Source organism: Pseudomonas sp. MHK4, from assembly GCF_054600775.1.
This window is the reverse complement of sequence record NZ_BAAIAK010000018.1, coordinates 56469-69374: the sequence shown is the minus strand read 5'-3', so window position 1 is coordinate 69374 and position 12906 is coordinate 56469. Positions and strand designations below refer to the sequence as shown.

General features: G+C 61.0%; 12 protein-coding genes. 6 read left to right on the top strand and 6 right to left on the bottom strand.

Features of this window, described 5'->3' with window-relative positions; genetic code table 11:
• Positions 1-197: 197 nt before the first annotated feature.
• The gene (gene ffh / locus ACYP2Q_RS29185; RefSeq protein ID WP_056726162.1) at positions 198-1574 is read right to left on the bottom strand and encodes a signal recognition particle protein; all 1377 of its coding nucleotides are present in this window, start codon (positions 1572-1574) and stop codon (positions 198-200) included.
• Between the two features lie 195 nt (positions 1575-1769).
• On the opposite strand from ffh, the gene ACYP2Q_RS29180 reads away from it, so the two are divergent.
• The 3 genes from ACYP2Q_RS29180 to ACYP2Q_RS29170 all read left to right on the top strand — a co-directional run bounded on the left by ACYP2Q_RS29180 (position 1770) and on the right by ACYP2Q_RS29170 (position 5459).
• Entirely contained in the window at positions 1770-2582 is an 813-nt protein-coding gene (locus tag ACYP2Q_RS29180; RefSeq protein WP_459733637.1) for a cytochrome C assembly family protein, read from the top strand.
• A gap of 12 nt (positions 2583-2594) precedes the next feature.
• Positions 2595-3848 carry a transporter associated domain-containing protein gene (locus tag ACYP2Q_RS29175; RefSeq protein WP_459733636.1) on the top strand — a complete coding sequence of 418 codons (1254 nt, stop codon included), beginning with the start codon at positions 2595-2597 and terminating at the stop codon, positions 3846-3848.
• A gap of 294 nt (positions 3849-4142) precedes the next feature.
• On the top strand, positions 4143-5459 hold the full coding sequence (locus tag ACYP2Q_RS29170; RefSeq protein ID WP_459733634.1) for an MFS transporter: 1317 nt from the start codon (positions 4143-4145) through the stop codon (positions 5457-5459).
• Positions 5460-5573: 114 nt separating this feature from the next.
• Here the strand turns inward: ACYP2Q_RS29170 and purT are convergent, their stop codons facing one another.
• The 5 genes from purT to ACYP2Q_RS29145 all read right to left on the bottom strand — a co-directional run bounded on the left by purT (position 5574) and on the right by ACYP2Q_RS29145 (position 8856).
• Positions 5574-6755 carry a formate-dependent phosphoribosylglycinamide formyltransferase gene (gene purT / locus ACYP2Q_RS29165; RefSeq protein WP_459733633.1) on the bottom strand — a complete coding sequence of 394 codons (1182 nt, stop codon included), beginning with the start codon at positions 6753-6755 and terminating at the stop codon, positions 5574-5576.
• Positions 6756-6853: 98 nt separating this feature from the next.
• A complete protein-coding gene (locus ACYP2Q_RS29160) occupies positions 6854-7321 on the bottom strand; it encodes a preQ0 transporter (protein WP_459733632.1) in 468 nt (155 codons plus the stop codon).
• A 143-nt stretch (positions 7322-7464) separates the two neighbouring features.
• Positions 7465-7680: a DUF1289 domain-containing protein gene (locus ACYP2Q_RS29155; RefSeq protein WP_459733630.1), complete on the bottom strand. Its 216-nt coding sequence runs from the start codon at positions 7678-7680 to the stop codon at positions 7465-7467.
• Positions 7677-8201 (bottom strand): gamma carbonic anhydrase family protein, encoded by a 525-nt coding sequence (locus tag ACYP2Q_RS29150; RefSeq protein WP_459733629.1) that lies wholly within the window; start codon positions 8199-8201, stop codon positions 7677-7679. The genes ACYP2Q_RS29155 and ACYP2Q_RS29150 overlap by 4 nt, the downstream gene beginning before the upstream one ends.
• 55 nt (positions 8202-8256) lie before the next feature.
• On the bottom strand, positions 8257-8856 hold the full coding sequence (locus tag ACYP2Q_RS29145; protein ID WP_459733628.1) for a CoA pyrophosphatase: 600 nt from the start codon (positions 8854-8856) through the stop codon (positions 8257-8259).
• 147 nt (positions 8857-9003) lie between these two features.
• On the opposite strand from ACYP2Q_RS29145, the gene ACYP2Q_RS29140 reads away from it, so the two are divergent.
• The 3 genes from ACYP2Q_RS29140 (at position 9004) to lon (ending at position 12784) form a co-directional block, all read left to right on the top strand.
• A complete protein-coding gene (locus tag ACYP2Q_RS29140) occupies positions 9004-9555 on the top strand; it encodes an NUDIX hydrolase (RefSeq protein ID WP_459733627.1) in 552 nt (183 codons plus the stop codon).
• A 124-nt stretch (positions 9556-9679) separates the two neighbouring features.
• Complete coding sequence (locus ACYP2Q_RS29135) at positions 9680-10183, top strand: L,D-transpeptidase family protein (protein WP_459733626.1); 504 nt, start codon at positions 9680-9682, stop codon at positions 10181-10183.
• A gap of 183 nt (positions 10184-10366) precedes the next feature.
• On the top strand, positions 10367-12784 hold the full coding sequence (lon, locus tag ACYP2Q_RS29130) for an endopeptidase La (protein ID WP_459733625.1): 2418 nt from the start codon (positions 10367-10369) through the stop codon (positions 12782-12784).
• The last annotated feature ends 122 nt before the right edge of the window (positions 12785-12906 follow it).

Below are 12906 nucleotides of genomic sequence, written 5' to 3'. Positions count from 1 at the left end.
GGTGCCCGAAAGGCCGCATATTCTAAGGAATATCCGGACTTTTGCAAATGACTTTTTCTGGCGGCCTATCGGACGCCATCCAGATTTGCTATAGAGCCGTCGTTGAAAACGGCCGGTCAGCTCCCGCCAAGTGCGGGTTTGCTGTAGATCCCGCTTCCTTGCGGGTCTGCGCCGGTGCGATGACCGGCGCGGATTCTTTACATTTTCGGCATGCCGCCGCCGGGCAACATACCGCCCATGCCGCGCATCATCTTGGCCATTCCGCCTTTGGCGGAGAATTTCTTCATCATCTTCTGCATCTGCTTGTGCTGCTTGATCAAGCGACCGATGTCCTGCACCTGGGTGCCGGAGCCCATGGCGATACGACGTTTGCGCGAACCACTGATCATCTCAGGGTCGCGGCGCTCGGCCGGCGTCATGGAGTTGATGATGGCTTCCATCTGCTTGAATTGTTTCTCTGCCGCGCCCTGGGCATTGCCCATCTGCGCCAGGTTCACACCGCCCATGTTCGGCAGCTTGTCCATGAGGCCGCCGAGGCCGCCCATGTTCTTCATCTGTTGCAACTGGTCACGGAAGTCTTCGAGGTCGAAGCCCTTGCCCTTCTTCAGCTTCTTGGCCAGCTTGTCGGCCTTGTCCTTGTCGAGGGTCGCTTCCGCCTGCTCGATCAGACTGAGCACGTCGCCCATGCCGAGGATTCGCGAGGCGATACGCTCAGGGTGGAACGGGTCGAGCGCTTCGCTCTTCTCGCCCATACCGATGAACTTGATCGGCTTGCCGGTAATGGCTCGCACCGACAGGGCGGCACCGCCACGGGCATCGCCGTCGACCTTGGTCAGGATCACACCGGTCAGTGGCAGCGCGTCGCCAAAGGCCTTGGCCGTGTTGGCGGCGTCCTGGCCGGTCATGGCGTCGACCACGAACAGGGTCTCGACCGGGTTGATCGCGGCGTGAAGCGCCTTGATCTCGCCCATCATCTCTTCATCGATGTGCAGGCGACCGGCGGTATCGACGATGACCACGTCGATGAATTTGAGTTTTGCTTCTTTAATAGCAGCTTGGGCGATCTCGACCGGCTTCTGGCTCAGGTCGGACGGGAAGAAGGTCACGCCCACTTCACCGGCGAGCATTTCCAGCTGCTTGATCGCCGCTGGACGGTAAACGTCCGCGGACACGACCATGACCGACTTTTTCTTGCGCTCTTTAAGGAAGCGCGCCAGTTTGCCGGCGGTGGTGGTTTTACCCGCACCCTGCAGACCGGCCATGAGGATGACCGCTGGCGGCACGGCGCTCAGGTTCAGGTCTTCGTTGGCCGCGCCCATCAGGCTTTCGAGTTCGGCCTGGACGATCTTCACGAAGGCCTGGCCCGGCGTCAGGCTGCGCGACACCTCGGTGCCGACAGCGCGTTCCTTGACCGAATTGACGAAGTCTTTCACCACCGGCAGGGCGACGTCGGCTTCGAGCAACGCCATGCGCACTTCGCGCAGGGTGTCTTTGATGTTGTCTTCGGTCAGCTTGGCCTTGCCGGTGACATGGCGCAGCGTCTGCGAGAGACGGTCGGTTAAGTTTTCAAACATTGCGCGATCCTTTCAGGCCCTGTGTAGACCGGGATAATGGCGGCCCAGACCGGACTAAACGTGTGCTCGGCGAGCCTGCGGCGTGGGCAGGTCGCGGATTATAGCGAAGACTGCGTCTGGCGGACACCTCGCACTTTCGTGTCGCGTGGGTTCTATGCCAAACTCAGCGCCTTTCGGGCTTGCCTAACAGGACTTATGCTCCCCTTGTCACCCAGTTTGCTAACCACCCTCGCCGCCGCCTGCTTGTATGCCGCTGCGACTTTCTATCAAGGCACTCGCCTGGCCACCGGCGCCAAGGCCAACAAGCGCCTGCTGGTTACGCTCGGCGTGCTGGCGGTGCTGGCCCACAGTGCCAGCCTGGTGACTCACCTGCTGACCCCGATTGGCCTGGGCCTGGACTTTTTCAGCGCCGCCAGCCTGATTGCCGCCGCGGTCATCGCCCTGACGTTGCTGGCCTGCTCACGAATACCGGTGGAGAACCTGCTGGTGCTGCTGTTCCCGCTGGGCGCCTTGACCGTGCTGCTGGCGCAGTTCGCCCCCGCCGGTACCGTGCAGATCATCGACGAAGCCCCAGGCATCCTCGCCCACATCCTGTTGTCGATCCTTGCCTACGGCATGTTCACCATTGCCGTGTTCCAGTCGTTGCTGCTGCTGGTCCAGGATCACCAGCTCAAGCACAAGCACCCGTCCGGACTGATCAAGAATTTCCCGCCGCTGCAAACCATGGAAAGCCTGCTGTTCGGTTTCCTCTGGGCCGGCTGGACGCTGCTGTCGCTGTCGCTGATCTCCGGCTGGCTGTTCGTCGAAAACCTGTTCGCCCAGCATCTGGTGCACAAGACCTTGCTGGCCTGCCTGGCCTGGATCGTCTTCAGCGTGCTGCTGTGGGGGCGTAACCGCCTGGGCTGGCGCGGTCACAAGGCCATCCGCTGGACCCTGGCCGGTTTCTGCCTGCTGATGCTGGCGTATTTCGGCAGCAAGCTGGTTCGCGAATACATTCTGCACATCTGACGGGCGGCAATAATGGACGACTTGCCCATAGGGCCGATGCTTGCAGTAGTGGCCTTGCTGATCTTATGGTCGGGGCTGTTCACTGCCATAGAAGCAGCGCAGCAGCATTTGCTGGCCCAGCGCACAGCCTCGCGCGCCAGCGACAAACCGCTGGCCCAATTGAGCTTCCCTCTCGTCAGCCTGATTTTCTGCAATACCCTGTGCCGCGCCCTGGTGATGGTCATCTGTACCTTGCTGGCGATTTTCACCTGGGCCGAAAATGGCCCGTGGCTGGCCTGCCTCGGCGCGGGCGCACTGCTGTTGATCCTCGCCGACTACCTGCCCCGCGCCCTCGCCGCCCGCCATCCGGACGCAATCCTGGCCCTGGGCAACAACTTGCTCGCGGTACCACTGAAGCTCATCTACCCGGCGGCCTGGCTGCTCTATGCCATCAGCCAGTTGCTGATGCGCCCGTTCGCCCGCAAGGCCAAGGTCGTGCAACAGAGCGAAGACGAGCCAACACTGGAGCGACACGACCATCACGGCCATCACGAACAGGCCGCCAGCCGCCCGCACCCGCTGCCGGGCATCCATGCGCTCGACAACATCACGGTCAATGACATTCTGGTGCCGCGCAGCGAGGTCGACGGGATCAACCTCGACGACCCGATCGAAGACATCATCGAGCAACTGCGCCACAACCAGCGCACGCGCCTGCCGGTATTCCACAGTGATATCAACCAGGTCGAAGCGGTGCTCAACACCCGACAAATTGGCCATTTGCTTCCCGACGGCAGCCTGACCCTGGAAGCGCTGCTAGCGGCCTGTCGCGAACCCTATTTCGTCCCGGAAAGCACTCCCCTGCAACTGCAACTGCTGAATTTCCACAAGCAGCAGCGACGCCTGGGCATGGTGGTCGACGAATATGGTGAGGTTCTGGGCATCGTCACCCTGGAAGACATTCTCGAGGAAATCGTCGGCGAATTCGAAAGCCAGCAAAGCCTGGACAACCCCCATATCCATCCCCAGGCCGATGGCCGCCTGGTGATCGACGGCGCCGCCTCGATCCGCGAGCTGAACAAGAGCCTCGGCTGGCACCTGCCCAGTGACGGCCCGAAAACCCTGAACGGCCTGGTGACCGAAGCGCTGGAAACCATCCCGGACTGCCCTGTGTGTCTGAAAATCGGTCGTTATCGGCTGGAAATTCTCGAGACTGAGGACAATCGGGTGACGCGGGTGTTGATCTGGCATACCAGTTCTGCGCCGGCAGTTGCGGCAGTCCAATAGGCCGTTAAAAGATCGCAGCCTGCGGCAGCTACAGGGAATGCAATCCAATGCAGGCTGCAATCTTTTGCCCTTGTTGAATCGTTAGCCACCTTCCTATAATCGACCCGCTTACCCAAGCCTCGCCGCCCCGTGCTTACCCCGCACTCCGCAAGTCCGGCCTGAGCATCAGAAACGTCCGCTACAAACCGACGCCTGTTCCTACCTGGAACAGCGACCGCGCCTCCACCCACATCCCTGGGTAATCGACCATAATAATTCGCTCCACTGGGGCCCATGACTGTCAGGGATAACCGCATGACGACCAGCACAACCTATAACGACTCCACCCCCGCACAACCAGTGAACTCCGCCAGCCGCGTGGCCACCGCGAGCTTCATCGGCACGGCCATCGAGTTCTACGACTTCTATGTGTACGCCACCGCAGCCGCGCTGGTGATTGGCCCGGTGTTCTTTCCACAGACTTCCGGCACGGCCCAGATGCTCTCGGCCTTCCTCACCTTCGGCATCGCATTCCTCGCACGACCATTGGGGTCGGCACTGTTCGGGCACTTTGGCGACCGCATCGGGCGCAAGTCGACCCTGGTCGCGTCCTTGCTGCTGATGGGCGTGTGCACCACGCTGATCGGCGTCCTCCCGGGCTACGACAGCATCGGGGCCTGGGCGCCGATCCTGCTGTGCGTGCTGCGCTTCGGCCAAGGCCTGGGACTGGGCGGCGAATGGGGCGGTGCCGCCTTGCTCGCCACGGAGAATGCGCCCAAGGGCAAGCGCGCCTGGTTCGGCATGTTCCCGCAGCTGGGCCCATCCATCGGCTTTCTCGCGGCCAACGGCCTGTTCCTGGGTCTGGCCATGGGGCTGGACGATGAACAGTTCCGGGCCTGGGGCTGGCGGATTCCCTTCCTGCTCAGCGCCGCGCTGGTGATGGTTGGCCTGTACGTGCGCCTCAAGCTTCACGAAACACCGGTATTCGCCAACGCCATGGCGCGCCAGGAACGGGTGAAGATCCCGCTGGTGGAGCTGTTCAGCCAATACTGGGTACCGGTGTTGCTGGGGGCCGGCTCGATGGTGGTGTGCTATGCGCTGTTCTACATCTCGACCGTGTTCTCGCTGAGCTACGGCGTGGCGACGCTCGGCTACAGCCGCGAAACCTTCCTTGGCCTGCTGTGTTTCGCGGTGTTGTTCATGGCGGCGGCCACTCCACTGTCGGCCTTGGCCAGCGACCGCTTCGGACGCAAGCCGGTGCTGATCATCGGGGGTGTGCTGGCGATCCTGTCCGGCTTCCTCATGGAACCGCTGCTGACCCAGGGTTCGACCTGGGGCGTGGCTCTGTTCCTGTGCATCGAGCTGTTCCTGATGGGCGTGACCTTTGCGCCGATGGGTGCGCTGCTGCCAGAACTGTTTCCGACCCACGTGCGTTATACCGGCGCATCGGCGGCCTACAACCTGGGCGGGATCGTCGGGGCATCGGCAGCACCGTTCTTCGCGCAGAAACTGGTGGCGATGGGGGGATTGGGTTATGTCGGCGGGTATGTGTCGGGAGCGGCGGTGCTCAGCTTGATCGCCGTACTGTGCCTGAAAGAGACGCGCAATAACGATTTGAATCAGGTTGCCTGATAGTCAGTCATCGCCAGCAGGCTGGCTCCCACATGGAAACTGGGTGGACACAAAATCTGTGACCTACCCATAACCCTGTGGGAGCTAGCCTGCTGGCGATTGCCGCGCCGCGGTTTACAGCTCTACTACAACAGCCTGGGATGCACGGGTCGCCTTGGCGCGAGCCGCGTCGATCGACTCGTCGCGAGCCAAGGCAACACCCATGCGGCGCTGGCCATTCACTTCAGGCTTGCCGAACAGGCGCAACGCCGTATCCGGCTCGCTCAACGCCGCGCCGAGGTTGGCGAATGCGGTCTGGGTCGACTGTCCTTCCACCAGGATCACCGCCGAGGCCGACGGGCCGAACTGACGGATCAATGGAATCGGCAAGCCCAGGATCGCCCGTGCATGCAGGGCGAATTGCGACAGGTCCTGGGAAATCAGGGTCACCAAACCGGTGTCATGCGGACGCGGCGACACTTCGCTGAACCACACCTGATCACCCTTGATGAACAGCTCGACGCCAAACAGGCCACGGCCACCCAAGGCCTCGGTCACGGCTTTGGCCACGCGCTCGGATTCAGCCAGGGCGACCGGGCTCATGGCCTGAGGCTGCCAGCTTTCCTGGTAGTCGCCCTTCTCCTGGCGATGGCCAACCGGCGCGCAGAAGGTGGTGCCGCCGACGTGACGTACGGTCAGCAGGGTGATTTCATAATCGAAATCGATAAAACCTTCAATGATCACCCGGCCTTTGCCGGCACGGCCGCCTTCCTGGGCGTAGTCCCAGGCCGTCTTCACGTCATCGACGCTGCGCAGCAAGCTCTGGCCCTTGCCCGACGAACTCATGACCGGCTTGACCACGCACGGGAAACCGAGATCCTCGACGGCCTTGCTATAGTCCTCGAAGGTGTCGGCGAAGTGGTAAGGCGAGGTCGGCAGGTCCAGCTCTTCGGCGGCCAGGCGACGGATGCCTTCGCGGTTCATGGTCAGCTGTGCCGCGCGTGCGGTCGGGATCACGGTGAAGCCTTCTGACTCCAGTTCCACCAGGGTCGCGGTAGCGATGGCTTCGATTTCCGGCACGATGAAGTGCGGCTGCTCGGCTTCGATTACCGCGCGCAGGGCCGCGCCATCAAGCATGTTGATCACGTGGCTGCGATGCGCCACCTGCATGGCCGGTGCATTGGCGTAGCGATCGACGGCAATCACTTCAACGCCCAGGCGTTGCAGCTCGATCACCACTTCCTTGCCCAGTTCGCCGCAGCCACACATCAACACGCGGGTCGCGGTGGGCGACAATGGAGTTCCGATACGGGTCATCTCAAGTCCTCAAGAAGCGGATCATCGAGGGATGCGGCGCCTGGCGCGCTTCCCATGGGGAGAAAGCGCGGCATTTTACATGAACCGCAGGGTTTGGCTCAGCTGACGAGTGTCTGTTTGCGCAAGCGCCAGGCCATGATCAGCCAGACGGCGGTGACGCCGGCGAACTTCGAACCCAGGGCGGTAAGAATGACACCAGGGGTCAGCGCGTCAATCATGCCGAAGAAGATAAAGGTGTCGAGCGGGATGCTCAGCGCCGAACTTATCCACAAGCGGTCGTGCAACGGGCGCCGGGTGATGCTGAACACCAGCCAGTCGATGCACTCCGACACGGCAAACGCCGTGGCACTGGCCAGGGCGATGGAGGGATCGGAGGTGATGTAGGACAGCACCAGCGCCGCCAGCATCGCCGCAATCGCGCCGTGACCGAAGCGGGTTTGCACCATGTCGCGCAGCACGAAGACCAGGCCGCCCCACGCCGACCAGATGATGTCCAGGTGCGGGGCGGTGGAAAAGGCGTAGTTGATCAGCACGACGCTGCCGATGTAGGCGATCAGGAAGAGCATGGGGGCACCTGTCAATTTGGCGCACAGGGTACCGTAGGAGCGAGCTCGCTCGCGATAGTCGTGAACGATAACGCGGGGAATCTGATTCCCCGCGGTGGTATTGAGTCCATCGCGAGCAAGCTCGCTCCTACAATGGGCTCACCTCAGTTACCGGGTGTCTTGCCAATCATCCATACCAGCCCGCTGGACCTGGCCCGTTCATGGCACAACCCCAACACCTTGCGTCGTTCTTCGTTGTCCATCCGGCTCCAGCGAGTGATTTCTTCGACCGTGCGCTGACAGCCCGTGCAGATGTCATCGTCGTCCAGCGCACAAATGTTCACGCAGGGCGATGGCACCGGTCGTTCGGTCGTGGTCATTCTTCCTGCTCAGCCAGGTCGCGGGCATAACGTTGCGAGTTATGCACATAGTGGGCGGCGCTGGCTTCCAGCATCTTTATCTGCGGCTCGGTCAGCTCGCGCACCACCTTGCCCGGTGAGCCCATGACCAATGAACCGTCGGGAATCTCCTTGCCTTCGCCGATCAACGAATTGGCGCCGATGATGCAGTTCTTGCCGATTTTCGCACCATTGAGGATCACCGCATTAATGCCGATAAGGCTGTAGTCACCGACGGTGCAGCCGTGCAGCATGGCGTTGTGGCCGATGGTCACGCCGGTACCGATGGTGAGCGGGTAGCCCATGTCGGTATGCATCACGGTGCCGTCCTGGACGTTGCTGTTCTTGCCGATCAGGATCAGCTCGTTGTCGCCCCGCAGCACGGCGTTGAACCAGACGTTGGCGCCCTCTTGCAGCTTGACCTTGCCCACCAGCACGGCATTGGGAGCGACCCAGCTCTGTGGATGGGTCTCGACACGGGCGTCGCCCAGGCGGTATTTCATCTTGTTGTCCTCAAGGCTCAGGCAGCGGCGTGTTCAGGCCATTCGAATGATGGCTTCAGGTATTGATAAAGCTTTTGGGCGGTTGGTGCAGGCTGATTTTCGCGTCATAGAGCAGATTGATCAACTCGACGATCATGATCGCCGTCAAACCCCAGATCTTGAATTCACCATAACGATAACTCGGCACGTACCAACTGCGCCCCTGGTAATCGATACGATGGGTATGCTCACGTGGGTCCTTGCGAAAGAACTCCAGGGGCACACTGAACACGGCGGCGATCTCCGCATCATTGGCGCGATATTGAACGAAATCCGGAATCACCCCGACATAAGGCGTGACCTTTATGCCGTGCAGGGAGATCAACGGACTCAGCGGGCCGATCACTTCGACCAGGCCCGGTGGCAGGCCGATCTCTTCCTCGGCTTCGCGCAGGGCGGTAAAAACCAGGTCGGGGTCTTCGGGGTCGCGTCGACCACCGGGGAAGGCGACTTCACCACCATGGGTCGACAGCCCGCTGGCGCGCAGGGTCAACACCAGCTCCGGCTCGTCACTGCGGGTAATCGGCACCAGGACGGCAGCCTCGGGGAAACGTCGGTCGGATTCCAACGTGCGCGGTGTGTGGTGACTTACCCGATGCAGTAGCTCGTCCAGCATGAGTGTTCTCGATCAGTGCCTTACCCTGCATCATGCACCAATCGCTTCGGTCGCCCAACCCCCCGGACAGTGGCATGTCGCGAAACGACAACTTGCCGACAGCCACCGCCGCACGCCAAGATAGGCGCAGCATTCAGGAACCCCAGCATGAAATTTTGCAGTCAGTGCGGCAACCCGGTGACCCAACGCATTCCCGAAGGCGATTCACGCCTGCGTTTTGTCTGCGACAGCTGTCACACCATTCATTACCAGAACCCCAACATCGTCGCCGGTTGCGTGGCGACCTGGGGCGCCCAGGTGCTGTTGTGCCGCCGCGCCATCGAGCCGCGCCGGGGCTACTGGACCCTGCCTGCCGGCTTCATGGAAAACGGTGAGACCATCGAGCAGGCGGCCATTCGCGAGACCGCCGAGGAAGCCTGCGCGCGGGTGCGCAACCTGAGCATCTATACCCTGATCGATGTGCCGCACATCAGCCAGGTGCATGTCTTCTTCCGCGCCGAGCTTGCGGACCTGGATTTTGCTGCCGGCCCCGAGAGCCTGGAAGTGCAACTATTCGACGAAGCCGACATTCCTTGGGACGAGCTGGCTTTCCGCACGGTGGGCCGTACCTTAGAATGCTTTTTCGCTGACCGACGGACCGAGGTCTACCCCGTGCGGTCCGAATCGATCCCGCCGCTGGCCCAGCCTGTCATCAGTTGATGTCATCTTGGTATCATTGCTAGGCGCGCACAGATCGTCCGAACTCGGCCGAACCCTCGGCAGCGCCTGCAAAAACACCTATAAATATATATATAGTCGCGACACCTCCTGGGGAATCGTTTCAATGCGCTGGTTGCTTGCCCTGTTCTTCTTGTCGTTCGTCACGGTGTCCCAGGCTACTGCCATGGAGCCCCTGAACGGCAAGGTCATCGAGAAAGTCCTGGTTCTCAAGTCTGCCCATCAATTGCAATTGATCAACGACGGCAAGCCATTCAAGACCTATCGCATTTCCCTGGGCAAAAGGCCCCAGGGACCGAAACTGATGGAAGGCGACAAACGCACGCCCGAAGGTTTCTACTGGATCGACTGGCGCAAGGTCAGCGACCGCTTCAACCTGGCGATGCACATTTCCTATCCGAACATCAGCGATTCCGCGCGCTCACGACGCGAAGGTGTCGATCCCGGCGGCATGATCATGATCCACGGCACCCCGGACACCGAAGAGAACCCCGAAAACCTGTTCCACACCCTGGACTGGACCGACGGCTGCATCGCCATGCGCAACATGGACATGCGCGAAATCTGGAACCTGGTGCCGGACGGCACGATGATCGAGATTCGCCCTTAATATCCCGGATAAGCGCTCCCATGCCGTGGGAACGCTACCCGACCTGATCGGCGCGCCATGCCTGCAACGGGCTGATGGCCAGGACCTGTCCAGATCCTGAACGCTCCCGAATATCCCTTCCCCCATTGAAACCACCCAAGGCCTGCCCCATCTAAGACCCATACCCCATTGCGCAGGTGCCCCATGAGCGACCAGCAAGCATTCCCCGAAGACCCCAGCGAATACGCCGACCCGGAAAACACCGAACACCACACCACCGGCAAGGGCCTGGCCCTGCCCGGCCAGAACCTGCCGGACAAGGTCTACATCATTCCGATTCACAACCGCCCCTTCTTCCCGGCCCAGGTCCTGCCGGTCATCGTCAATGAAGAACCCTGGGCGGAAACCCTCGACCTGGTCGCCAAATCCGATCATCACTCCCTGGCCCTGTTCTACATGGACACCCCCCAGGAAGACCCGCGCCATTTCGACACCTCGGCCCTGCCGCTGTACGGCACCCTGGTCAAGGTGCACCACGCCAGTCGCGAAAACGGCAAGCTGCAATTCGTTGCCCAAGGCCTGACCCGTGTGCGTCTCAAGACCTGGCTCAAGCACCATCGCCCGCCCTACCTGGTGGAAGTCGAATACCCGCACCAGCCCACCGAGCCGACCGACGAGGTCAAGGCCTACGGCATGGCACTGATCAATGCGATCAAGGAACTGCTGCCGCTCAACCCGCTGTACAGCGAAGAGCTGAAGAACTACCTCAACCGCTTCAGCCCCAACGATCCATCGCCGCTGACCGACTTCGCCGCCGCCCTGACTTCGGCTACCGGCAGTGAACTGCAAGAAGTGCTCGACTGCGTGCCCATGCTCAAGCGCATGGAAAAAGTCCTGCCGATGTTGCGCAAGGAAGTCGAGGTCGCGCGCCTGCAAAAAGAGATCTCCGCGGAAGTGAACCGCAAGATCGGCGAGCATCAGCGCGAGTTCTTCCTCAAGGAACAACTCAAGGTCATCCAGCAGGAGCTGGGGCTGACCAAGGACGACCGCAGCGCTGACCTCGAACAGTTCGAACAACGACTGGAGGGCAAAGTCCTGCCGGCGCAGGTGCAGAAGCGCCTCGAAGAAGAAATGAACAAGCTGTCGATCCTCGAAACCGGCTCGCCGGAATATGCGGTCACCCGCAATTACATCGACTGGGCGACCTCGGTGCCATGGGGTGTATACGGTGAGGACAAACTCGACCTCAAGCACGCCCGCAAGGTACTGGACAACCACCATGCCGGCCTCGACGACATCAAGGACCGCATCCTCGAATTCCTCGCGGTCGGTGCCTACAAAGGCGAGATCAGCGGTTCCATCGTGCTGCTGGTGGGTCCGCCGGGCGTGGGCAAGACCAGCGTCGGCAAATCCATCGCCGAATCCCTTGGCCGACCGTTCTACCGCTTCAGCGTTGGCGGCATGCGTGACGAGGCCGAAATCAAGGGCCATCGCCGTACGTACATCGGCGCACAGCCGGGCAAACTGGTGCAGGCGCTCAAAGACGTCGAAGTGATGAACCCGGTGATCATGCTCGACGAAATCGACAAGATGGGCCAAAGCTATCAGGGTGACCCGGCCTCGGCGCTGTTGGAAACCCTGGATCCGGAGCAGAACGTCGAATTCCTCGACCACTACCTCGACCTGCGCATGGACCTGTCGAAAGTCCTGTTCGTCTGCACCGCCAACACCCTGGATTCGATTCCCGGCCCCTTGCTGGACCGGATGGAAGTGATTCGCCTGTCGGGCTACATCACCGAGGAAAAAGTCGCCATCGCCAAGCGTCACCTGTGGCCCAAACAGCTGGAGAAGGCCGGGGTGTCGAAAGCCAGCCTGAGCATCAGCGACAACGCCCTCAAGGCGCTGATCGACGGTTATGCCCGTGAAGCCGGAGTCCGCCAGCTGGAGAAAAACCTCGGCAAACTGGTGCGCAAAGCCGTGGTGAAGCTGCTCGAAGATCCGCAAGCAACGATCAAGATTGGCCCTAAGGACCTCGAGTCGTCGCTGGGTAAACCGGTGTTCCGTAACGAGCAAGTGCTTTGCGGTACCGGCGTGATCACTGGCCTCGCCTGGACCAGCATGGGTGGCGCCACCTTGCCGATCGAAGCGACGCGCATTCACACGCTCAATCGCGGCTTCAAACTCACCGGCCAATTGGGTGAAGTAATGAAGGAATCGGCGGAAATTGCCTACAGCTACGTTAGCTCCAATCTGAAGTCGTTTGGCGGTGACACGAAATTCTTCGACGAAGCGTTCGTCCACCTCCACGTTCCGGAAGGTGCTACGCCGAAAGACGGCCCGAGCGCCGGTGTGACCATGGCCAGCGCCCTGCTGTCCCTGGCCCGCAACCAGCCACCGAAAAAAGGCGTGGCCATGACCGGCGAACTGACGCTGACCGGGCATGTTCTGCCGATTGGCGGGGTGCGTGAGAAGGTAATTGCGGCGCGGCGGCAGAAGATTTTCGAGCTGATACTGCCGGAGGCGAACCGCGGCAACTTCGAGGAATTGCCGGAGTATCTGAAGGAAGGCATCACCGTGCACTTTGCCAAGCGGTTTGCGGATGTGGCGAAGGTGTTGTTCTAAGCGGATAAACCAACAATCGAATGGCCAGACGACCGTCTGGCCATTTTATTTGCTCAAGCTCTTTCCTTATAGCCATACATTGTAATCAACTGTCAAAAAATGACAGTACCAGCAAGACAACT